Source organism: Martinezella lusitana (genome assembly GCF_010668395.1).
Taxonomy (GTDB): Bacteria; Pseudomonadota; Alphaproteobacteria; order Rhizobiales; family Rhizobiaceae; genus Rhizobium; species Rhizobium lusitanum_A.
The window spans coordinates 331,402-354,551 of the sequence record NZ_WUEY01000004.1; the positions used below are offsets into that span (position 1 = coordinate 331,402).

Here is a 23,150-nt window from a genome sequence, read left to right on the forward strand (position 1 = left end):
ATACCAAATTGCCGCATTGAGCTGAAACGGCGAATGTCGTACGTGCTTCATGCAGACAGATGATGAGGAGAGATCGTGCAGAAGCGGATCTTCGCAACAACGCAAAAGCTGATGCGCGTTCTGTGCGCCATCGCGTTGATATCCGTCGGCTTTGCCCACCATCCGACCGTTTCCAGCGCCGCCGAACTGCCGCTGGAGCTTTCACAGTACCGCTTGCCGGATGGAAGCCTGCCGATCATCTGCACGACGGAGAAGACATCCGACGGCAAGCAGCATGGCAAGGCGCATATGCCGGGCTGCGGAGCCTGCCGTATTTCCGCCGCTACGCTGCTTCCAGCCCCGCCGGACGATCCCTTCGGCCATCTCGCATTCGTGCGGCAGGATGTGGTCGCTCCCGTCAGCGAGACATTCCGGCGAGAGCTCTATCCCCCCAATGGCGGGCCACGCGCGCCCCCTGCTCTCCAAAACTTTGCCTGAGCCTGCGCTTCAGCGAAAATGCTGTGATTGACGGTCTCGTGGCATTCCGGTCGCCTGCGGCGGATTGACATCCGTGCGACCCTGGCGAACGCCTCTTCTCATAAAAAGCCTTGCGGCAGAACCTGCCACGAGGCGCAGAACTCCCCAAGGAACCCGCTCATGATCCGATCGATATGCCATTGCGCTGCCTTCGGCCCCTGCCCCGCCGAGACTTATGCCACTGGAGGCGACAATGCCGACACAGCTCAATAAGACGACGGCAGGGCGCCGAGCCACTTTCAAACCTCGCCAGGAAACGCCTGTGTTCGCGAAGGAATGGTCCATTCCGGCGATCCTCACCGTCTTCCTGCTCGGCGTCTGCGGCCTGATCGCCTACTTTACATGGACGCTCATGCCGCCGACCGCGACGGGACAGAGCCATGTGGGCGGGCCGATCACGCTCAGCGACAGCAATGGCCACAGCATCGAGAATCCCGCGCCGACAAAGCAGCCATAACCCCTGCAGCCGCTTGCTGGCGGCAGCCGGCGAGCGGCCGCATCCGAAAGAAAAACAGCGGCGGCTACGGTTTCACCGTAGCCCCATAACCGATGCCGCTAGCCGACGACGCACTTCTTGACGAAATGCAGCCAGCTGTCGTTGCGCCGAACGGTCGCGCGCGGCAGGCCGAACGGATCGTTATCCGGCCGTGCCCGCCCGCGCCGCGTCGTCGTCGCGGCACTATAGCCCGCCTCATAGGTCAGCACGCGATCGAGCGGCGTTTCGTCGCCATAGGGAAAGCAAAAGGACGAGACGCCCTCGTCGAGCAGGTCTTCCAGCAGCTCGCGCGAATGCGTGATCTGCCGTCGCGCCTCCTCCATCGGCAATTGCGGGAGATGAACGTGGTCGAGCGTGTGCGATCCGACCTCGTGGCCCAGGCTATGCCACCGGAGCAACTGTTCCACCGACATGCATGCCGCTTTTGCCACGCCGATGGGCGTGTCCCAGACGTTGCTGCCGCCGATCTGGTTCACGACCACGAAATTCGTGGCGGTGAAGCCGAGCTCCTGCAGCACGGGCAAGGCATTCTCATAGACATTGGCATAGCTGTCATCGAAGGTGATGGCGGCAACCTTGCCCGTTTTTTCGCCCCGGATGTAGGGCATTGCGTCGCGCAACGACAGACCCTGGATGCCAAGCCTCTTCAGCCACTCCATCTGGCGATGAAAGGCCGCGGGATGAACGACCATGCTTCTGAATGGCGCGGTGTGCGACGGCGGCACCGCTATCTGATGATATGCGAGAATCGGAACAGCCACGATGCGGGATCTCAGACGATGCGATGCGAACGAAGAGCGATCTTCGCACGATAGAGCGGCCGCAACACTTCCCTGGAGAGCCGTTCCGCCAATGTCCTGGGGGTCTTGATGGTGCTGCCGCCAAGCTGCGGGGAAATCTCGCGCACGCCGCCCGGAAGGACCGCAAGCGGAGACACGCGGGTAAACCAGCTCATCTGCATGGTCGTATCGACGGGCCGGTCGAAGACCGACGTCACTTCCAGCAGGCGTATGGCGGCATCGCGGCTCACAAGCTGGGCCACCATGCCGAGGCCGATGCGCTTGGGCTGAATGACGTTGGTTTCCCCCTGCGAGAGAACGCACTCGCCATGCTCCTTGCCCATGCGGAACGGGAAACGAATGAACGAGCCCGGCTTCAGACAGACCTTGGCCGCGGCAAAGGCCGCCTGAAACGTATCGTCGATCTCGACATCGTCCTCGAAGATCAGCCCCGCATCGACACCCTGCTCGACGATGGCTGCCCAAGCCTTCCGGTGCGACAGGAAGCAGGCAATCTCGCCTGCGCTCAATTCGAAAGGATAGTACGGCGTCTGGAGCCGGCGGCGATAGACACGCTCAATTTCATCGGCCGTCAAGGTGCGGCCATCGACCGCGTCGATGACCTCGCTCGGCACCGGAAGCTTTGCCGCGAGCTTTTCGACCTGAGACATACGGTCATATGCCCGATGCAAATGGATGATAAAACCGCGAATGATGGGCTGCTTCGGTTCGTCCAGTCTGATGCCGATCAGACCGGACGCGTGATCGAACTCGAATCCCGTAAGAGATCTTTCGAGCGGCATCGCCGAAGACGGGCTGAATTCGTGGGTTCGCATTGAGAATACCTCGGTCATTTCTGCGAGGCTCTAGCAACCGTGAATGAAAGCGGGCTTAGGCAAACATGAGGCGAAACTGAAAACGGTTGTTTTCAACCGATCTTGGCAACTGCCGGGCTAGACGAGCAGGCTGATACGCCCGCTGCCTATCCTGTCATCGACCCAGCGGCGCTCGTCCAGCCAGGCGTGACGCTTCCATCCCTCCCAGCTGAAGCCGCACAGCTTCACGTCCCATTCGTCGGCGGGCAATTGCGACAGGGCATAACGGATGCCGAAAAAGCCGGTGCTCGGAAAGAGCTGGTGCATCCGGCTTTCGGTCACCCCGAGTTCCGCACAGCCTTCGATATAGAATTGCGGCGGCATGATGCGGATCTCCTTGCCGGCAGCGCCGACCAGCTCGATTGTCCGCATCGTCCAGTCGCTTCTCCTGCCCTTCAGGCGCGACAGGAAATTGGGCTTGGGATGGTACTTTCTGATGATATCGGGATGATAGGCGAGCATGACCTCCCTGGCGGCCCGGAAGGTGGCGCTGGTCAGGAAGGTCGGATCCGTCAATCGGCGCTGCATCGGCTTGCTGGAGGCTGCCAGCATGAGAATGTCCGTGCGGGATCCGCTCATGCCGATAGACGCTTTCGGCTCGTTGAAGCGCATCGTGAATTCGGCATTGTCGACGATCTCCGAGAGATCGCGTTGCAGCTTGCCGTTGCCGATTATGATTGCCGTCTTGCGGTTCAAATGCCGTTATCCATCGCGTCCGAGCTTGTCGGCCTACTGGAGCTGGATGAAGCCAAACTGAACGAACGAGGCATGGAAAGCATAAATTCTGACACGAACCTGAAAGCACGCGCAATGTCGCCCGCAAGCAACAGACGTGCCGACCGAAACCATTCCAACCGACTATGCGCAACAGCAGCCGACTGATCCTTCCGGACCGCGACCGCATGACCGAAAGAAAAAGGGAGCCAAAAGGCTCCCTCGAGGATATGCGCTTCGGAACGACAGGCTATTCAACCGAATTGAACTTCTTCACCTGAAGGAAATTCACCGCGGTTCCGCTGAAACGCTCGGGATCGATGGAAGCCGTCTGCACCTTGAAGCCATCCGTATAAACGGCGGTCGGCTGGGCGCGGAGCGTCGGGCTCACGAAACGCGGCGCCTTGACCGGGCGATTCCCGATCTCGACGCGAGCCTTCGCGATCGCCCATTGCGAAATCATCTTGTCGGTCAGCTTCGGCGCAGTCGTCACCGTTGCCCGGCCGGCATCGGCATCGGCCGCATCCTGCTTGCTCGGCCGCCCGCCCTTGGCTGCAATGCCTGCGGCAATCGCACGTTCCTGCGGCGTTACCGTGTCGAAACTGTCATTGAAGCGATGAGTGCTCGCCTTCACCTCGTTGCGGATCGGCGCCAGCGCCGCCACCTGCATCGGCATCCGCTGGGCCGGCCTCTGCTGCGGCAGGACCGAAGCGATCGCCTGGGCCGCATCGTTGTCGGTCGCCATGCCGCCATTTACGGGCGCAACCTGATCCTTGGAGGCGACATTGTTGGACGGCGGCGTCATCGGAACCGCATTGTTCGCATCCGACCGATCCGGCCGGCTCTGCTCCAGTGCAGCGACGATCGACGGCGAAAGCGTACCTGCGTCGGCCTGATCGTCGATCGATTCCTGATCGGCGTCGGCGGAAGCCAGAAGGCTTTCGGCCAGCTCGGGGCGCTGTGCCGGGACGGGAACGGCAGCCAGTTGACCTCTCATGTCAGCCTCGGCCGATGCCACTTCGGCATCTCCGGGAGCACGGCGATCCAGCAGGGAAGGCACCGGCACATGATAGGCGCGCAGATCGGCATATTGCGGCTGATCGTCCGTATTCGGCATGGCGGCGGCGAGCGCATCCTGAGCCGCGTTACGAGACGGCGAGACAAGAGCGGAAGCAACGTCACTGCCGGCAGGCTGATTGCCAAAAGCGGGCCGAACCTGCGGGACAGGCGCATTTACGCTGGCAACCTGAACCTGGGCGGGAGCCTGAGCCGGGCTATCGTCACCCTCGTCGCTGGCGGCCGGAGCCGGCTGGCCCTTGCGGGCAGCCGAAGCGACAGCCACCGGCGCTGCGGCCGTGCCCGTATCTGCATTGTCCTCTTCTTCATCCGCACCACCGCCGCCGCCGAACAGGCGGGCGAAGAAGCCGCGACGAGGCGAAGAAGAACTGGCGATCTGGATATTGTCCGACGACATGCGGCGCTTGTAATCGGCCACGGCCTCCTGGTAGCCCGGCAGCGGCCGGCCGTCGGCCGGAATATGCATCGTCTTGCCGTCCGGGAAGAGGCGGACGAGATCCTGGCGGTCCATGCGCGGCCATGCGCGCACGCCGCCGACATCCATGTGGACGAAGGGGGAACCGGAGGTCGGATAGTAGCCGACGCCGCCCACCTGAAGCTTCATGCCGATTTCGCGCAGCTTGGTGAGCTTGACGTCGGGAATGTAGAAATCCATCGCGTTGCCGAGCATGTGCTGGCTCTTCTTGGCAACGCCGGTATGGGCGGAGCGCGTGCGCAGCATCTCGTTGGTGCCGGGCGAACGGAAGCCGCAAATCACGTAGATGAATTCATGCGAACCGCTTTCGCGGTAGACTTCCCAGATCAGGTCGAACAGGCGCGGATTCATCTTGGTCGGCTGATTCTTGCGCCAGTCGCGCAGGATGCGGTTCAGCTTCTCGAGGCCGTCCGGATCGAACTTGCCATTGCGCTTGTAGGTGATGACGGCCTTTTCACCGGTGTGGACGTAATAGATCTTGAGGCTACGGGTTTCGCCGCCCGCCTGCGAGGGCGTACCGACGAAAACAGGAGTGGAAACAGCCAAAGCAAGGAGGCCAACGGCTACTACCTTGGCCACCTTGCGAAATATGTCAGAGCACGCAGAATGCCAGCTCAAGCTATTAGGCTTGGTATTTCCACTCAAATTCGGCAATTCGATCCCCGTCCGACAGACAATGTCGCATCGTGTTCCAAATGGCTGTCAATTGCGGTGACACGATGGCAAAAATGCCACACATGGTCGCCCTCTTCATACATGGTGAACGATGCACTAACAAGTGCCTTACGACGGGTAACAAAATATGCTTGCCTAAACGTTAAGCATTCACTCATGCAGCGTTTTTCTGCGGATCGTCGGGGTCTATACCATAATCCTTCAACTTACGATAGAGAGTTGAGCGCCCGATGCCAAGCTTTCTGGCCACTTGGCTCATCTGCCCACGATAGAATTTCAGCGCGAATCGGATCAGTTCCTCCTCGACATCCGCCAGTTTCCTGACGTCGCCGGCTATGTTGGTGCTGACGATGACATTGTCGGAAGCGCTTGCCGATGCATCGGCCGCGGAAAGCGGAGAGGTTGCAGCCGCCCCGTGCGAAACCATGTGCGCCATGCGTTCGCCCCGTTCGACGGCGACGGTATCGGCCGGATGACCATGCGAATTATCCACAACTAAGGTCGGATGCTCGGCGGCGAAATAGCCGGGCAGCTGCGCGGCGATCTGCGGGAAATCCGTGTCAAGCAACTCCGGCCCTTCGGACAGAACGACCGCCCGGAAGATCGCGTTTTCGAGCTGGCGGATATTGCCCGGCCAGTCATAGGCCGTCAGCAGCGCCAGTGCGTCGTTGCTGATGCCGAGCGGGTGATCGAGCTTCTGCTCGAGCGCGAACCGGTCAACAAAGGCGCGCGCCAGGTGCGGAATGTCTTCCTTGCGGCGGCGCAGGGCCGGCATGGTGATCGGGAAAACGTTGAGGCGATAGTAAAGGTCCTCGCGGAACCGCCCTGCCTTCACCTCTTCGATCAGATCCTTGTTGGTCGCCGAAATCAGCCGCACGTTGACCTTCTGCGCGACACGCGCGCCGACGGTCTCGATTTCACCCTGCTGCACGGCGCGCAGCAGCTTGACCTGGACTTCCAGCGGCAGATCGCCGATCTCGTCCAGGAACAGCGTGCCGCCGTCGGCCTCCATGAACTTGCCGATGTGACGCTCGGCCGCACCCGTGAACGCGCCCTTTTCATGTCCGAAGAGGATGCTCTCGACCAGATTGTGCGGGATAGCGCCGCAGTTGACGGTCACGAACGGCTTGCCGGCGCGGTCGCTTGCAGCCTGGATGGCGCGGGCCACCAGCTCCTTGCCGACGCCCGATTCGCCTTCCAGCACCACCGGAATGTTGGATTGCGCGGCGCGATGAGCCAGATCGATCACCCGCATCATCGCCGGACTTGCCGAGACGATATCGTCGAAGGTGATGCTGCTCGAGCGCGACTTGCGTCCGGCGCGGGCCTTCGCCTCGCGCTGATCGAGTTTCAGCGCATTGGCGATCGATGCCGCGATGCGCTCCGGCGATACCGGCTTGACGACGAAATCGAAGGCGCCGGCCCGCATGGCCTGCACCACGGTATCGATGCCGCCCTGCCCCGTCTGCACGATGACGGGCAGGTCGATGCCCATATCGTTCAGCGCGCCGAGAAACTCTATGCCGTTCATCTCCGGCATCATCAGATCGAGCACGATAACGCTGATCTGATCGATGCCACGCTTCAAGAACTCAAGGCCGAGACGGCCGTTCTCTGCCAAATGGGCAACGTGTCCGTGCCGCTCGATGGCATTCTTCAGCAGACGACGTTGAATCGGATCATCCTCAACAACGAGAATCTGCGCGCCCCCCTTGGCGCTATTGTAACCGGTCATTGGTGCCTCACTTCATGCGAAACCTGAAGCGAACACTCGCAGAAAGGCTTGAACATGAAGTTTTGCCAAACCATCGCATTTTAATCATTATGACGAATATAAAATCGCTTATGATTCAACCGACAGTGCAGGAAAATCAGGCCTTGCGGCGGGCTTTCCAGCCGAATAGACACCAACGGAACGGACGTTCCGAACAATAAAAGCAGAGGAAATATCGCCCATGAGCCCGACCTCGCTCCATCGATCCCTTAATTTCTCCGCGAGCCAGGCCGCCGGTAGCGCGCTCGGAGACCTGCCAGCCTGGAAGCTCAGCGATCTCTATCCGTCCGCGACCTCGCCCGAGTTCCTCGGCGACATGGAAAAGGCCGGCAAGATGGCCGTAGCCTTCGAAGAGAAGTGGAAGGGAAAGCTTACCGATGCCGCCGCCAAATCAGGCGATGCCGGCATCGGCGCGGCTATAAAGGACTACGAGGCGCTGGACGACGTCATGGGCCGCCTCGGCTCCTTCGCCGGCCTCACCTATTTTTCCAACACAATCGATCCGGCCAACGGCAAGCTTTACGGCGACGTTCAGACAAAGCTGACGGACTATTCCGCGCATCTGCTGTTCTTTGCGCTGGAGCTGAACCGCATCGACGATGCGGTCATGGACGCCTGCATGGCGAACGACCCCGCCGCTGGCCATTATCGCCCCTGGATCGTCGACCTGCGCAAGGACAAGCCGCACCAGCTCGACGACAAGTTGGAGCAGCTGTTCCTGGAAAAATCCATGACGAGCGCCGCCGCCTTCAACCGGCTGTTCGACGAGACGATGGCGGAGCTGCGCTTCGAGATCGACGGCGAAAAGCAGCCGCTGGAAGTCGCCCTGAACATGCTGCAGGAGCAGGATCCGGAAGCGCGCCGCAAGGCGGCCATGGCGCTTGCCGAAACCTTCAAGGCCAACCTGCGCACCTTCACGCTCATCACCAACACGCTCGCCAAGGACAAGGAAATCGCCGACCGCTGGCGCGGCTTCGAGGATATCGCCGACTCGAGGCATCTGGCCAACCGCGTCGAGCGCGAGGTGGTGGATGCGCTGGCCGCCGCCGTGCGCGACGCCTATCCGCGCCTTTCGCACCGCTACTACAAGATGAAGGCCAAGTGGCTCGGCATGGACCAGATGAATTTCTGGGACCGCAATGCGCCGCTGCCGGAAACGCCGAATGCGCTGATCCCCTGGAACGATGCGAAAGACACGGTGCTGTCAGCCTATGGCAATTTCGCCCCGGAAATGGCTGATATCGCCAAGCGCTTCTTCGATGAGGAATGGATCGATGCGCCGGTGCGCCCGGGCAAGGCGCCGGGCGCCTTCGCGCATCCGACCGTACCGTCGGCTCACCCCTACGTCCTCGTCAACTACATGGGCAAGCCGCGCGATGTCATGACGCTCGCGCATGAGCTCGGTCATGGCGTGCATCAGGTGCTGGCCGGCGGCCAGGGCGCTCTGATGTGCCAGACGCCGCTGACATTGGCCGAAACCGCCTCCGTCTTCGGCGAGATGCTGACCTTCCGCGCCCTGCTCGACAGGACCACCGACAAGCGCGAGCGCAAGGCGATGCTCGCCCAGAAGGTCGAGGACATGATCAATACGGTCGTGCGCCAGATCGCCTTCTACGAATTCGAGCGCAAGGTGCATACCGCCCGCAAGAATGGCGAGCTGACGTCGGACGACATCGGCGCGCTGTGGCTCTCGGTCCAGGAGGAAAGCCTGGGCCCGGCCATCAAGATCTCGGAAGGCTACGAGACCTACTGGGCCTATATCCCCCATTTCATCCATTCGCCCTTCTACGTCTATGCCTATGCCTTCGGCGATTGCCTGGTGAACTCGCTCTATGCGGTCTACCGCAATGCCGAAAAGGGCTTCCAGGAGAAGTATTTCGAGCTGCTGAAGGCCGGCGGCACCAAGCACCACTCCGAACTTCTGAAGCCTTTCGGCCTCGACGCGACCGATCCGTCGTTCTGGAGCAAGGGCCTGTCGATGATCGAAGGGCTGATCGACGAGCTGGAAGCGCTAGATAAGAATTGAAATTCAGTCTGCTCGCAGGAGCAGGTCAGGCACGTCCGTCATTGCTGCAGCTTCCGTGCCTGACAATCGACATAACCAGAACCCGATCGAAATCCGCGCATGGCCGACGCCATACCCTACGTCCTCTTCAGGGACGACAGCACAGGACAAGTGATGATCTTCGCCGAGCCGGCGGAGATCATCATCGCCCATACGCGCGCGCAATTCTCCGATGCGCTGGAGCGCATGGAAGAGGCCAAACGGCAGGGAAAATGGCTTGCCGGATACATGGCCTATGAGGCCGGCCATCTCTTCGAAGAGAAGCTCGCATCCTTTGCCGAGGAGAACAGGGAGACGCCGCTGCTCTGCTTCGGCGTTTTCGACGGCCCGGCCGCCGATGGCCATCCCCTTGGCCAGCCGGCCCAGCGCCTGGAAAACCGGGAATTCCTGACGGAGCCGAAAGCGGCCTGGAATTTCGAGATCTACAAGGAGCGCTTCGACAGGCTGCATTGGCACCTCCGCCAGGGCGACTGCTACCAGGCGAACCTCACCATGCCGATCCATGCCCGCTGGAATGGCGACGCGCGGGCAGCCTTCTGGTCGCTGATCGAACGGCAGCCGGTGAAATACGGCGCACTCGTCGATCTCGGCGGCCCGGTCATCCTGTCGCGCTCGCCGGAACTCTTCTTCCGCACGGACGATGACGGCTGGATAGAGACGCATCCGATGAAGGGCACGGCCAAGCGCGGCGCGAGTGCGGCCGAAGATGCCGAGATCATCCGCGCCATGCTCGCCGACGAGAAGACGCAGGCGGAAAACCGCATGATCGTCGACCTGCTGCGCAACGATATCTCGCGCATCACCGAGGTCGGCACGCTCGACGTTCCCAAGCTCTTCGACATCGAAACCTACCCGACCTTGCACCAGATGGTCAGCCATGTGCAGGCAAGGCTGCTTCCGGGCATGTCCGTTCGCGATATCCTTGCAGCGCTCTTTCCTTGCGGTTCGATCACCGGCGCGCCGAAAATGCGGGCGATGGAGATTCTGCATGACCTCGAAGACGGCCCACGCGACGCCTATTGCGGCGCGATCGGCATGATCTCCCCCGCCGGCGCCATGCGTTTTTCGGTGGCGATCCGCACGATCACGCTTTTCGAAGACGGCCGCGCGGTGTTCAATGTCGGCGGAGGCATCGTCTTCGATTCGACGGCGGAAGCGGAATATGAAGAATGCCTCCTCAAGGCGCGCTTCGCCGTGGGGGACCGATGGATCGACCGGTAGAGGATTTTTCTCTGATCGAGACGCTGCGATACGAGCCGGAAACCGGCTTCGTCCGTTTGCGCCTTCATCTCGCCCGGCTGCAACGGTCCGCCCGCCGCCTCGGCTTTTCAGCTCCGCAGAACGTACTCGGGAAACTGGACCATGCGGTCGCCGCCGCCGCCGCACCTTTGAGGGTTCGGCTGACGCTGGATCGCCAAGGGCAAACGGAGGTGACGACGGCGCCGTTTGTCCCGCTGCTGCCCGATACCGTCTGGCGCGTCCGCATTGCGGCAACCCGCCTCGATTCCTCCGACAAGCTGCTGCGCGTCAAGACCACGCGCCGCGCGGTCTATGAAGCGGCACGCGCGGAATACCGGCCCGACGAGGCAGACGAGGTGCTGATGCTCAATGAGAAGGACGAGGTTTGCGAAGGCACGATCACCTCGGTCTTCGTCGAGGATGACCCGGATACGCTGCGCACCCCGCCCATTTCCGCCGGCCTGCTCGCCGGCGTCCTGCGCACCGAACTCATCTGCCAGCGCAAGGCCCGCGTCGGCCGCATCCGGCTCGACGATCTGAAGGACCGCACCCTTTACGTCGGAAACTCCCTGCGCGGCCTGATCCGCGCGCAACTTATATGGAATTGACGCATGTTCATCCTCTCGCTTACCTACCTCAAGGGCAATGACGAAGCCGACAAGCACATGGAGCCGCATATGGCCTGGGTGAAGGAAGGCTATGCCAGGGGCTGGTTCCTCGCATCGGGCCGCAAGGTGCCGCGCACCGGCGGCGTCATCTTCGCCCGCGGCGAGCGTGCCGAGCTGGAGGCCTACGTCGCCGCCGATCCCTTCACTATCCACGGTGTCGCCGCCTACGAAGTTCAGGAAATCGCCTTCACCACCGTCATCGATGGATTGGAAACCTTGAAGGGATAAGCGATGGAAGAAGGCCTTTTTCCGCTTATGTCAGCGAAAACCAACCTTGAAGGCAACAAACTCGTCGCATAAGGCGTGTATGTTGCCTTTACTTGACTTTGTCCGGCTAACCCTGAACAGCTCTTTATTGTGACATCAATTTGTGGTTAGAGCCGTTCACCTCGCGCATCCCCGCGCAAACTCTGATTGAGTTTCATGAACCGAACGGCGCACCGCCTTTCGAAGGAGAAAAGAATGACGGAACAGAACTATCCGGTATATGCCGAAATTACCGGTCCGATCGTGATGATCGGCTTTGGCTCCATCGGCCGTGGCACGCTGCCCCTGATCGAGCGCCATTTCAAATTCGACAAGAGCCGGATGGTCGTCATCGACCCGCGTGAAGAGCCAGCCGACATGGAGATCCTGGCAAAGCATGGCGTCCGTCATATCAAGGAATATGTCACCAAGGACAACTACAAGGATCTGTTGAAGCCGCTCCTGACGGAAGGCGGCGGCCAGGGCTTCTGCGTCAACCTTTCGGTCGATACCGGCTCGCTCGATCTGGTCAAGCTGTGCCGCAAGCTCGACGTGCTTTACATCGACACCGTCGTCGAGCCCTGGCTCGGCTTCTATTTCGACAAGAGCCTGAAGAATGCCGACCGCACCAACTACGCGCTGCGCGAAACCATGCGCAAGGAAAAGGAAAAGAATCCGGGCGGCACGACGGCGGTTTCCACCTGCGGCGCAAACCCGGGCATGGTCTCCTGGTTCGTCAAGCAGGCGCTCGTCAACCTCGCCAAGGATATCGGCCTGAAGTTCGAGGAGCCGGATCAGCACGACCGCGAAGGCTGGGCCAAGCTGATGAAGAAGGTCGGCGTCAAGGGCATCCACATCGCCGAGCGCGACACGCAGCGTACCAAGCATCCGAAGCCGCTCAACGTCTTCTGGAACACCTGGTCTGTCGAAGGCTTCATCTCCGAAGGTCTGCAGCCGGCCGAACTCGGCTGGGGCACCCATGAGGAATGGATGCCGAAGAACGCCAAGAAGCACAAGAAGGGCTCCAAGGCCGCCATCTATCTGGAACAGCCGGGTGCCAACACCCGCGTCCGTACCTGGTGCCCGACCCCCGGCCCGCAATACGGCTTCCTCGTCACGCACAACGAGTCGATCTCGATCGCCGACTTCTTCACGGTGCGCGACAAGGACGGCGAAGTCACCTTCCGCCCGACCTGCCACTATGCCTATCATCCGGCCAACGACGCCGTGCTCTCGCTGCACGAAATGTTCGGCAACGGCGGCACCCCGCAGCCGGTTCACCACGTTCTCGACGAGCATGAGCTGGAAGACGGCGTCGATGAACTCGGCGTCCTGCTCTACGGTCACGACAAGAACGCCTACTGGTACGGCTCGCGCCTGTCTCTCGAAGAGACCCGCCGCATCGCCCCCTACCAGAACGCCACCGGCCTGCAGGTGACCTCGGCGGTTCTCGCCGGCATGGTCTGGGCGCTCGAAAACCCGAAGGCCGGCATCGTCGAAGCCGACGAGATCGACTACAAGCGCTGCCTCGAAGTGCAGTTGCCCTATCTCGGCCCGGTTGAAGGCCACTACACCGACTGGACCCCGCTCGACGGCCGCCCGGGCCTCTTCCCGGAAGACATCGACACGAAGGATCCCTGGCAGTTCCGGAACATCCTGGTTCGCTGAGAGTCGTAGGGTTCGCCCGATCCAACACTCCAATGCCCGCACAGGTCGTGCGGGCATTTTTGTTACGCAGGCCAGATAAATCAAGCAGATCCGCTGTGAAGCCTTGCTTTAGCCCAATGGTCGCGCCATCTTCTTTACAACCGATATGCCTCTAGTCCGCCCTTTTCCGCGGGAGACATTTATGAAGATAAGAAACGCTCTTGCCCTCCTCGCTGCCGCGGCAGCTCTTTCTGCCTGCGTCGATTTCGGTGGCTCCAGACCGCCGCCGATGGCGACGAACACCGGCGTCCAGCCGCGGATGAACTCCGTGGAAGGCAGCTGGGCCGATTCGAACGGGCTGAATTCGACATTTACCGCCGGGCGTTTCGAAACGCATACCACGGACGGCACGAACCAGCAGATGGCGTCGGGAACCTACACGACCGATGCCTCCGGCGTGATCCAGATCGATCTCTACTCGAACATCAAGCGCACATCCTCGAAGGTGAATTGCTTCCTGGCCAATCCCAGCCAGCTCAATTGCACCTCCGAAACCGGTGGACATTTCTCGCTCAACCGCCAGGGCTGACGTTAGCCGCCGGAGAGATGAGGCATCATGCGCGGCATGCCGGTCCTTTATCTGATGCCTGTCGCAGCATTACCCGTCGCCGTTCTGGCGGCGGTCCTCCCGGTAAACAGTTACCGTGCTCAAGGCATCGAAGCGCTCGATTGCGACGGCCCGATGAGCGTTCTCATTTTCGCTTTGCCCGCTTTGCTGGTCTACGGCGCCAGCACGATCCTTTTCTACAGGGGGCGGAGCCGGCGTTTTCATCTCGCAGCCTCTCTATGCTGCCTGCTCGTCTTTTGCTGCGTCGGCTGGAATGCCGCTGCCGCGTTGCGAGAATCCTACGCCGCAGTCGAAGCATGCGCCTGATCTGACGACACGCTCCCTCGCTTTGCAAAATCCTAATGAAGCCAACAGCTTTTGCTTGCGCTCGCTCCGCCGTGATGAAAACATCCGGGCGGGAAACCGCTGCGCGGCAAAGGCGGGCCGGATTGTAATGACCAACAGGAGAGACAGATGAAGCAGCCCTTCGGAGTGGGTCTTTTGGCCGCCACGCTGCTGGCGCTTAGCACAAGTGCCGCCTTCGCGGACTATCAGCTCAACATCCTGCACTTCAATGATTTCCACTCGCGCGTGGAGTCGATCAACAAGTTCGACGCCACCTGCTCCGCAGCCGAAGAAGCCAAGAACGAGTGCTTCGGCGGCGCCGCGCGGCTGAAGGCTGCCATCGACCAGAGGCGCGCAGCGCTTGCGGGCCAGAATGTGGTCGTGCTCGATGCCGGCGACAATTTCCAGGGCTCTCTGTTTTACACCACGTACAAAGGGGCCGCCGAAGTCGAGTTTCTCAATGACATGAAAATCGACGCCATGACGGTCGGTAATCATGAGTTCGATGACGGCGAAGGGCCGCTCGCAGCCTTCCTCGACAAGGCGCAGTTTCCGGTCGTGACGGCCAATCTGGTGGTCGACGATCAGTCGAAGCTCGGCGACCGCATCAAGAAATCCATCGTGCTCGACATCGGCGGCCAGAAGATCGGCATCGTCGGCGCCGTGACGACCGAAACGCCCGAGCTGGCCTGGCCCGGCCCGCATGTGAAGATCACCGACGATGCCGCCGCCATCAGCGCCGAGGTGGACGCGCTGAAGTCGCAGGGCGTCAACAAGATCATCGCGCTCACCCATGTCGGCTATCCGCGCGATGTCGAGAAGATCGCCAAGATCGCCGGCGTCAGCGTCGTCGTCGGCGGCCACTCGCATACCCTATTGTCGAATACCGATCCGAAGGCCGCCGGCCCCTACCCGACCATGGTCGACAATCCCGCCGGCTATAAGGTGCCGGTGGTTCAGGCCGCCTCCTACAGCAAGTATCTCGGCGATCTCGTCGTCACCTTCGACGACAATGGCGCCGTCAAGGATGCCAAGGGCGATCCGATCCTGCTCGACTCCACCATCAAGCCCGATCCCGCAATCGCCGCCCGCATACTGGAAATGGCCAAGCCGATCGAGGAACTGCGCAAGAAGGTCATTGGCAGCTCGCAAGGCCCGATCGAAGGTGCGCGTGAAGTCTGCCGCGTTCAGGAATGCTCGATGGGCAACCTCATCGCCGATGCCATGCTCGACCGCACAAAGGCGCAAGGGATCAACATCGCCATCCAGAACGGCGGCGGCCTGCGCGCTTCCATCGGCGCAGGCGACGTCACCATGGGCGACGTGCTGACCGTGCTGCCCTTCCAGAATACGGTCGCGACGTTCCAGTTGACCGGAGCGGATGTGAAGGCGGCGCTCGAGAACGGTCTCAGCCAGATCGATGACGGCGCCGGTCGCTTCCCGCAGGTTGCCGGCCTCAAATACAGCTTCGACAAGTCGAAGCCGCCGGGCAGCCGCCTAGTGTCCGTCGATGTCCAGGAAGGCACCGAATTCAAGCCGATCGACCCGGAAAAGACCTATGGCGTCGTCAGCAACAACTACATGCGCGCCGGCGGCGACGGCTACACGGTCTTCGCCAAAGACGGCAAGAACGCCTATGATTTCGGCCCCAACCTGGAAGCTGTCGTCGCCGACTACCTTGGCGCGCACAATCCCTACAAGCCCTATACGGACGGCCGCGTAACCCAGGTCGGCGCGGCACAGCCAGCCGCCCAGCCGGAACCGGCAAAGCCCGCCGATGCCAAGCCGCAGCCCGCGCCTGAGCAAAAACCGGCACCGGCTGCCGCCGATAGTGCCGCCTCCTCGTCTGCACCGACGCCGCCGGCCTCTTCTGCTCCCGCCGTCACGACGCCAGGCACGACCATGTCGGCAAACCCGACGGCCACGCCATCCGTTCCGGCAAATTCGGCAGCCGAAACAGCGGCGCCGACATCCTCCGCGCCCGCCACTTCAACGCCCACGCCCGCGACCGAGACTCCGACGACACCGGCACCGGCCGCCTCCACGCCCGCGACGACGACGCCCGTCGCCACAGCACCGGAAGCCAAGGCCAGCGAGCCGCCCAAAACGCCGACGACTCACGTCATCGTCGCAGGCGATACGCTCTGGGATCTTGCCAGGACCTACTATGGCAACGCCGGGCAATGGCGCAAACTTCTGGCGGCCAACCGCAATATCAAGCCGCATCGTCTGGCCGTCGGCGAAAAGTTGAGGATTCCGGCCAAGTAAGGACGATTTGTCTCGCATGCCCCAGCCGGTCCGGGCTTCCCCGGACCGGCTTTTGTTCCTATGTGAAGTGCTTCGTATCTTGAGAGGAATTCAATCGATGACAGCAGATTTGAGCGCGCTTCCGTCCGATCATCCAAGCGTGAAATACGGCAAGGTCGGCGTGCTGCTCATCAACCTCGGAACACCCGACGGCACCGACTATTCCTCGATGCGCCGCTACCTGCGCGAATTCCTGACCGACCGCCGCGTCATCGAGTGGTCACGCTGGAAATGGTACCCGATCCTGTTCGGCATCGTGCTCAACACCCGGCCGCAGAAGGTCGGCAAGGCCTACGAGACGATCTGGAACAAGGAAAAGAACGAAAGCTATCTGCGCACCTATACGCGCAACCAGTCCGACCTCATGGCCGAGCGCCTGCGCGACCTGCCCAACGTCCGCGTCGACTGGGCCATGCGCTACGGCCAGCCCTCGATCGGCGACCGCATCCAGGCCCTGAAGGACGAAGGCTGCGAGCGCATCGTGCTCTTTCCGCTGTATCCGCAATATGCGGCCGCGACGACGGCGACGGTCAACGACAAGGCGTTCGAGAAACTTCAGAAGATGCGCTGGCAGCCGGCGGTTCGCACCGTCCCACAATATCATGACGACGAGACCTATATCGAGGCGCTGGCCAACTCCGTGACCCGGCACCTTTCGACGCTGGACTGGCAGCCCGAAAAGATCCTCGCATCCTTCCACGGCATACCGATGTCCTACTTCAAGCTGGGCGACCCCTACTATTGCTTCTGTCAAAAGACCGGTCGCTTGCTGCGTGAGAAGCTTGGCCTTTCCGAAGATCAGTTCATGGTTACATTCCAGTCCCGTTTCGGTCCCGAGGAATGGCTGCAGCCCTATACGGACAAGACGGTGGAGGCGCTCGCCCAAAGCGGCACCAAGCGCATCGCCGTGCTCAACCCCGGCTTCGTCTCGGACTGCCTGGAGACGCTGGAGGAGATCTCCGAGCAGGCCGCGGAATCCTTCCATCACAATGGCGGCGAGAAATTTGCACACATCCCCTGTCTTAACGACAGCGAGGACGGCATGAACGTGCTGGAGAAGGTGGTCAGGCGGGAACTGCTCGGCTGGGCCTGATGATCCGCCGGGAAGAGTCCCGGCGAAAAACCTATTGCAGCTGCGGCTTCCTGAGGAAGCTGCCGCGATCGGCGGATTTGATGCGCAGCCAGGCCTCGCGGCCGTCGCGCAGCACCCGCATGGGGATCTCGGCGCCGGCCGGTCCGCTCTGCCAGATCTTGCGATAGAAATCGGCGAGCCCGTCGACCTCCCCGTCGCGGATTTCCGAAATGACGTCGCCCCGGCGCAACCCCGCCTTGGCCGCCGGACCGCCGTCCGTGACGCTCATGACCACGACTTCACCGTTGCTTTCGGCGGAAAAGGCACCGAGCCAAGGCCGCGGCGGCTTGTTGACGTGACCACGTTTGATCAGGTCGTCGAGGATCGGCATCAGCAGGTTGATCGGCACGATCATGTTGATGTCGGCGCTGTCGCCATTCTGGGTCGCCATCTGCAGGTGCAGCGAACCGATGCCGAGAAGCTTGCCATCCTCATCGAGAAGCGCCGCCCCGCCCCAGGAGGGATGGGCCGGTGCCGTGAAGATCGCCTCGTCCAGCAGATATTCCCAATAGCCGGCAAACTCCTGCTTGGCGACGATCTTCGCCTCCACGAACTGGCCGATCCCATCGGCAACGACAACCTCGTCGCCGATCTCGGTCCTGCTGGCATCGCCGAATTCGAGGGCCGGCACATCGAGCGGGCCGAGCGCCTGCACCAGGCCGAATCCCGTTTCCTGATCGTAGGCCAGCGCATGCCCCGGCACGACGCGACCGCTATTGGTCGTCAGCCAGACCTCCTCGGCTTCGGTGATCAGATAGCCGATGGTCAAGACCAGACCATTTCCCCGAATGACGACGCCGCTGCCTTCCCTGCGGACGCCGAGCGTCGTCGCCGTGAAAGCGTCTTCCGGAATTGATGCGTGCACGGCCACGACCGACCGCAAGGTCCTATCTATGTTCATAGCTTCACCCTGATGATGATGCGCGATGGCTTGGCCCGAAAGGTTGGGAGGCGGTGGGCCGGAAATTTCCATAATAAGGTATGAAGATCAATCGCCGGAAGCAAGACCCGGGTCGCGATTGATTGATCGGAGCTGACGAAGATGGCCCGTTTTGAGGCCATTCCTCACTTGCCGAGAACATGCTAACCCACCACATCTGATTGAGCTGCCGTCTCTTTGCTCGACCGAGCATATAGAGGCCGAACGGCAGCGGTTTACGCGACGCGAATTCCGCCACGGGCGGGCGCGTCCATGGAGGAGTTCGATGGTTGTGGGTGGTTTCAGCATCGTCGTGATTGCCCTGGTGGTCTTGGTTATCCTGGTGCTCTTTGCGGGCATCAAGACAGTTCCGCAGGGCTATCGGTACACGGTCCAGCGCTTCGGCCGCTACACCCGGACGCTGGAGCCGGGCCTCAACCTGATCCTGCCTTTCATCGAAACGATCGGCGCACGCATGAACGTGATGGAGCAGGTTCTCGCCGTGCCGACGCAGGAGGTCATCACCAAGGACAATGCCAGCATCTCCGCCGATGCCGTGGCCTTCTTCCAGGTGTTGAACGCCGCCCAGGCGGCTTATCAGATCACCAATCTCGAAACCGCGATCCTCAACCTCACCAAGACCAACATCCGCTCGGTCATGGGCTCGATGGATCTCGACGAGCTCCTGTCCAACCGCGACGTCATCAACGAACGGCTGCTGCGCGTCGTCGACGAGGCGGCCGAGCCCTGGGGCATCAAGATGACGCGCGTCGAGATCAAGGATATCCAGCCTCCGAAGGATCTGGTCGACGCAATGGGCCGGCAGATGAAGGCCGAGCGTGAAAAGCGTGCCCAGGTTCTGGAAGCCGAAGGGCTGCGCAACGCACAGATATTGCGTGCCGAAGGCGCCAAGCAGGCAGCGGTACTGCAGGCCGAAGGCCAGCGCGAGGCGGCATTCCGCAATGCCGAGGCCCGCGAACGCCTGGCGGAAGCGGAAGCCAAGGCGACCCGCGTGGTGTCCGAGGCCATTGCCGAGGGCAATGTGCAGGCCATCAATTACTTTGTCGCGCAGAAATACACCGAGGCCCTCACCGCGATCGGTTCCGCCGGCAATTCCAAGATCGTTCTGATGCCGATGGAGGCGAGCTCCCTCATCGGCTCGCTCGGCGGCATCGGCGCCATCGCCCGCGAGGTCTTCGGCGACAATGGCGACGGCAGCGGAGCGCCGCAGCCTCCCCGCCCGCGATCCGGCTCCGCTCGCACCACGCCTTCAATCAATCCGCTGACGTCGAAGGAGAGCTGAGATGCTCGACAATCTCGCCGTCGAACTCGGCCCCTGGATCTGGTGGTTGCTGGGGTTGGTGCTGCTGGCCGCCGAACTGATCCTGCCAGGCTTCTTCCTGGTCTGGATCGGGCTTGCAGGCATCATCGTCGGCGCTTTGTCGCTGCTTTTCTGGGAGAGCGCCTTCTGGATCTGGCAGGTGCAGGGGCTTGTCTTTGCAGCCACGGCAGTCATCGTCACCCTCATCGGTCGCCGCTATCTCTATAACAACAACCAGACCACCGACGAACCCTTCCTGAACCAGCGCGGCGCCAGCCTGGTCGGACGGACGGCAACGCTGGAGCAGCCCATCACCGAAGGCCGAGGGCGGATTCGTCTCAACGATACCTATTGGACGGTCAATGGACCCGACCTGCCGGTCGGCACCCGCGTCAAGATCGTCGCCAGCAGCGGTCGCGACCTGACGGTGGAACCCGTCTGATCAGGCCACGCCGATCCGCAGCAGGTCGTGGAAATGCACGATGCCGATCGGGCGTCGCGTGTCGTCGACAACGATAAGCGCCGAAATATTGTGGCGATTGAGCACGGCCATGGCGCTCGTCGCCAGCGTCGTTTCCTTCACCGTCTTCGGATTGCGGGTCATCACCTCGTCGACGCGCATGTCGGCAAGACTGGTGCCGAGATTGCGGGCGATATCGCCGTCGGTGACGATGCCGCACAGGCAACCCTCGTCATCGATCACGCCGACGCAGCCGAAGCGCATCTTCGACAGCGTCATGGCCGCTTCCGGCATACCCGTCCCAAGCTTGACCAAAGGTACGCGCTCGCCCTTGTGCATGATATCGACCACATGCGAGAGGCTCGCCCCCAGCTTGCCGCCCGGATGGAAGGTGCGGAAATCCTCGGCCGTGAAGCCGCGCGCCTCCAGCAGAGCGACGGCGAGCGCATCGCCGATGGCAAGCTGCAGCAGCGTCGATGTCGTCGGCGCCAGACCGTGCGGGCAGGCTTCCTGCTCCTTGGGCAGCAGCAGAACCACATCCGATTCACGCGCGAGCGTCGAGGATTCGCCGGCGGTGATGGCGATCATCGGAATCGAGAAACGGCGGGAATAGCTGATGATGCCGCGCAACTCCGCGCTCTCGCCGCCCCAGGACATCGCAACGATGACGTCGTCCTGCGTGATCATGCCGAGATCGCCGTGATTGGCCTCGACAGGATGCACGAAGAACGCCGGCGTTCCGGTCGATGCGAGCGTCGCGGCGAGCTTGTTGCCGATATGGCCGCTCTTGCCGACGCCGGTGATGATAACGCGGCCGCTGATATCGCCGATGATCTCTACCGCACGGCTGAAGGGCTCGGTCAGACCATTGGTCAGTGCGCGTTCCAGCGCTTCCATGCCCCGTCTTTCGGTTTCGATCGTTCGCACAGCGGATTCGATCGCACCGTTCGCGATGAGTCTTACAGCTCTCTTGTTCATGAGGGAGGCCTAACGCTTTTCTGCAAATCTGTCCACCGAAGATCGACCTGCAGCCACAGCGCCGGGCTGCTGCATCACGTCGATAATATTGCCGATCCACATCCTTGCGTAGTCCTTTGGCAACCAAGCGTTAACCACGCGGCTTTACACTTGGGTAAGAATTTAGGGCATTTCCAGCAGGATCAGATACAAACAACATGGACATCGGCAAGGACAAGGCGGGTCATGGTGCCCTCCGGCTGACGGCATGGGCGACATCCGCCGTGCTCGGCTGGGGTATCGCATTTGCCGCGCCGCTGCCGGCCCAAGCACAATCGCTCTCGCCCGACCAAAGTCTCGACGACACCTTGCCAGCCCCGACAACGTCGGCGGCGCCGGCCGATGCCGCGACCGGGCCGCTGACCGACACGCAAACGGGCGCACCAGTAAATCAGGCTTCACCGGCAAGCCAGGGATCGGGCGGCAGCGACACTCCGCCGAACATGCGCCTTCGCCTCGATGGGGTCGACCCCACAACCACGGGCTCCACGCTGGATGACGACCTACGCCGCGTCAACCTGCCCGAAACCACGGTCGACGGCCTGAGGACGCGCCAGTATCCGGATCGGGCTGATGTCCAGGGCATACCGCTCGGCACGTTCACCCTGCGCCCCTCGGTCAATCAGTCGATCAATCTCGAGCGGGACCGCACCGGCTCGGTTGAGGACAACCGCACCTTCCTGCAGACGGACCTGCGCAGCACCCTGACCTCCGATTGGGATCGGCATGCCCTGACAGTCACCGGCGAAGGCGTCTGGCAAAGGAACATCAGCGGCACCGGCGAAGAAAAGCCGACGATCAGCCTCGATGCCGACCTGCGCCTGGATCTTCCTGCCGACACCATCGCGCATATCACCGCCGGCTATCAGTTCTACCGCGAGGACACCAGCGATCCGAACGCCATCGCCGGCGCCTCGAAGCAATCCGCCGTCAACCAGTTCACGACGGGGCTTTCGCTGGAGCGTGACTTCGGCCTGCTGCGCGGCACGACGGCCCTGGCGCTGACACGCACGGTCTATTCCGATGCCGAACTCTCGGATGGAACCCAGGTCACGCTCAGCGACCGCGACCAGACGGCCGGCACATGGCGCGGGCGCATCGGCTACGAACTGTCGCCGGCCATCATTCCCTTCGTGGAAGTCAATCTCGGCCGCGCCGTCTACGACCAGACGCGAGACAGCAACGGCTATGCCCGCTCCAACCAGAGCTACGGCGGCAAGGGCGGCGTCGAATTCGACCTGGGCGAAAAGTTCAAGGGCGAGCTCGGCTTCGGCTACCAGCATACGGAATTCGACGATTCGCGCCTCGCTTCGGTCGACTCCCCGACGATCGACGGCAATCTGGCCTGGTCGCCGCAGCGCGGAACCGATGTCAGCATCGGCCTTTCCACCACCGTTCAGCCATCCACCACGCCCGGCCTGAGCGGCTATAGCGCTTACCAACTCACGAGCACGGTGAGCCATCAGCTGCGTGACGATCTCACGGCCAAGCTGACGGGCGGAACGATCTGGCGTGATTATCCTTCCAGCGGCAGTGCAGCCGACGAGACCGAATACGACGCGGCCTTCGGCCTGACCTGGGGGATCAACCGCTACCTCGATCTGACGAGCAATGTCGGCTATCAGCTGACCACCCGGAAGGAGGGCGACGACACACGCCAGCTCCAGGCCGGCGTCGGGCTGACGGTGAAGCGGTAACGGCCGCCCGGGATTCCTCGCAGCCATCCCCGGCGGCAAGCGTCCTCTTCAAACGAAACGAGGCCCGGTCCATGCCGAGCCTCGATGCTTTGCGTCCAA

At 61.8% G+C, this 23,150-nt stretch carries 20 protein-coding genes and 2 pseudogenes; 14 read left to right on the forward strand and 8 right to left on the reverse strand.

Features of this window, described 5'->3' with window-relative positions; genetic code table 11:
- Positions 1 to 75 precede the first annotated feature (75 nt).
- Complete coding sequence (locus GR212_RS11685) at positions 76 to 477, forward strand: hypothetical protein (RefSeq protein WP_348643460.1); 402 nt, start codon at positions 76 to 78, stop codon at positions 475 to 477.
- Positions 478 to 778: 301 nt separating this feature from the next.
- Positions 779 to 973 carry a hypothetical protein gene (locus GR212_RS11690; RefSeq protein WP_163986696.1) on the forward strand — a complete coding sequence of 65 codons (195 nt, stop codon included), beginning with the start codon at positions 779 to 781 and terminating at the stop codon, positions 971 to 973.
- Positions 974 to 1,071: 98 nt separating this feature from the next.
- Here the strand turns inward: GR212_RS11690 and GR212_RS11695 are convergent, their stop codons facing one another.
- The 6 genes and pseudogenes from GR212_RS11695 to GR212_RS11715 all read right to left on the reverse strand — a co-directional run.
- Entirely contained in the window at positions 1,072 to 1,773 is a 702-nt protein-coding gene (locus GR212_RS11695; protein WP_163986698.1) for a polysaccharide deacetylase family protein, read from the reverse strand.
- 11 nt (positions 1,774 to 1,784) lie between these two features.
- The gene (locus GR212_RS11700; RefSeq protein ID WP_163986700.1) at positions 1,785 to 2,627 is read right to left on the reverse strand and encodes a glycosyltransferase family 25 protein; all 843 of its coding nucleotides are present in this window, start codon (positions 2,625 to 2,627) and stop codon (positions 1,785 to 1,787) included.
- 117 nt (positions 2,628 to 2,744) lie between these two features.
- The gene (locus GR212_RS11705) at positions 2,745 to 3,362 is read right to left on the reverse strand and encodes a hypothetical protein (RefSeq protein ID WP_163986701.1); all 618 of its coding nucleotides are present in this window, start codon (positions 3,360 to 3,362) and stop codon (positions 2,745 to 2,747) included.
- A 268-nt stretch (positions 3,363 to 3,630) separates the two neighbouring features.
- Positions 3,631 to 5,586 carry a DUF882 domain-containing protein gene (locus GR212_RS11710; RefSeq protein ID WP_163986703.1) on the reverse strand — a complete coding sequence of 652 codons (1,956 nt, stop codon included), beginning with the start codon at positions 5,584 to 5,586 and terminating at the stop codon, positions 3,631 to 3,633.
- A 175-nt stretch (positions 5,587 to 5,761) separates the two neighbouring features.
- A pseudogene (locus tag GR212_RS37700) lies at positions 5,762 to 5,974 on the reverse strand (helix-turn-helix domain-containing protein); the annotation flags it as partial.
- A gap of 116 nt (positions 5,975 to 6,090) precedes the next feature.
- Positions 6,091 to 7,342 (reverse strand): annotated as a pseudogene (locus GR212_RS11715) (sigma-54-dependent transcriptional regulator); the annotation flags it as partial.
- A gap of 220 nt (positions 7,343 to 7,562) precedes the next feature.
- On the opposite strand from GR212_RS11715, the gene GR212_RS11720 reads away from it, so the two are divergent.
- The 9 genes from GR212_RS11720 to hemH all read left to right on the forward strand — a co-directional run bounded on the left by GR212_RS11720 (position 7,563) and on the right by hemH (position 17,598).
- Complete coding sequence (locus GR212_RS11720; protein WP_163986706.1) at positions 7,563 to 9,407, forward strand: M3 family oligoendopeptidase; 1,845 nt, start codon at positions 7,563 to 7,565, stop codon at positions 9,405 to 9,407.
- 99 nt (positions 9,408 to 9,506) lie between these two features.
- On the forward strand, positions 9,507 to 10,667 hold the full coding sequence (locus GR212_RS11725) for an aminodeoxychorismate synthase component I (protein WP_163986708.1): 1,161 nt from the start codon (positions 9,507 to 9,509) through the stop codon (positions 10,665 to 10,667).
- Complete coding sequence (locus GR212_RS11730) at positions 10,652 to 11,293, forward strand: aminotransferase class IV family protein (protein WP_163986710.1); 642 nt, start codon at positions 10,652 to 10,654, stop codon at positions 11,291 to 11,293. The genes GR212_RS11725 and GR212_RS11730 overlap by 16 nt, the downstream gene beginning before the upstream one ends.
- A gap of 3 nt (positions 11,294 to 11,296) precedes the next feature.
- Positions 11,297 to 11,581 carry a YciI family protein gene (locus GR212_RS11735; RefSeq protein ID WP_163986711.1) on the forward strand — a complete coding sequence of 95 codons (285 nt, stop codon included), beginning with the start codon at positions 11,297 to 11,299 and terminating at the stop codon, positions 11,579 to 11,581.
- Positions 11,582 to 11,815: 234 nt separating this feature from the next.
- On the forward strand, positions 11,816 to 13,267 hold the full coding sequence (locus tag GR212_RS11740; RefSeq protein WP_163986712.1) for a homospermidine synthase: 1,452 nt from the start codon (positions 11,816 to 11,818) through the stop codon (positions 13,265 to 13,267).
- Positions 13,268 to 13,448: 181 nt separating this feature from the next.
- On the forward strand, positions 13,449 to 13,835 hold the full coding sequence (locus GR212_RS11745) for a hypothetical protein (protein WP_163986713.1): 387 nt from the start codon (positions 13,449 to 13,451) through the stop codon (positions 13,833 to 13,835).
- Between the two features lie 27 nt (positions 13,836 to 13,862).
- A complete protein-coding gene (locus tag GR212_RS11750; protein WP_163986715.1) occupies positions 13,863 to 14,180 on the forward strand; it encodes a hypothetical protein in 318 nt (105 codons plus the stop codon).
- Between the two features lie 147 nt (positions 14,181 to 14,327).
- Positions 14,328 to 16,466, forward strand: a complete 2,139-nt coding sequence (locus GR212_RS11755) for a 5'-nucleotidase C-terminal domain-containing protein (RefSeq protein ID WP_163986717.1) — start codon at positions 14,328 to 14,330, stop codon at positions 16,464 to 16,466.
- 97 nt (positions 16,467 to 16,563) lie between these two features.
- Positions 16,564 to 17,598, forward strand: a complete 1,035-nt coding sequence (gene hemH / locus GR212_RS11760) for a ferrochelatase (RefSeq protein WP_163986718.1) — start codon at positions 16,564 to 16,566, stop codon at positions 17,596 to 17,598.
- 31 nt (positions 17,599 to 17,629) lie between these two features.
- Here the strand turns inward: hemH and GR212_RS11765 are convergent, their stop codons facing one another.
- On the reverse strand, positions 17,630 to 18,538 hold the full coding sequence (locus tag GR212_RS11765; RefSeq protein WP_163986719.1) for a S1C family serine protease: 909 nt from the start codon (positions 18,536 to 18,538) through the stop codon (positions 17,630 to 17,632).
- 304 nt (positions 18,539 to 18,842) lie between these two features.
- Here GR212_RS11765 and GR212_RS11770 point away from each other — a divergent pair, with 304 nt between their 5' ends.
- Together GR212_RS11770 and GR212_RS11775 are read left to right on the forward strand one after the other, a co-directional pair.
- Positions 18,843 to 19,859 (forward strand): SPFH domain-containing protein, encoded by a 1,017-nt coding sequence (locus GR212_RS11770; RefSeq protein ID WP_163986722.1) that lies wholly within the window; start codon positions 18,843 to 18,845, stop codon positions 19,857 to 19,859.
- 1 nt (position 19,860) lies between these two features.
- Positions 19,861 to 20,319: an NfeD family protein gene (locus tag GR212_RS11775; RefSeq protein WP_163986723.1), complete on the forward strand. Its 459-nt coding sequence runs from the start codon at positions 19,861 to 19,863 to the stop codon at positions 20,317 to 20,319.
- On the opposite strand, the gene GR212_RS11780 is transcribed toward GR212_RS11775, so the two are convergent.
- A complete protein-coding gene (locus tag GR212_RS11780) occupies positions 20,320 to 21,315 on the reverse strand; it encodes a KpsF/GutQ family sugar-phosphate isomerase (protein WP_163986725.1) in 996 nt (331 codons plus the stop codon).
- A 197-nt stretch (positions 21,316 to 21,512) separates the two neighbouring features.
- Between GR212_RS11780 and GR212_RS11785 the strand changes: the two genes are divergently transcribed.
- Positions 21,513 to 23,051 carry an outer membrane beta-barrel protein gene (locus GR212_RS11785; RefSeq protein ID WP_163986727.1) on the forward strand — a complete coding sequence of 513 codons (1,539 nt, stop codon included), beginning with the start codon at positions 21,513 to 21,515 and terminating at the stop codon, positions 23,049 to 23,051.
- The last annotated feature ends 99 nt before the right edge of the window (positions 23,052 to 23,150 follow it).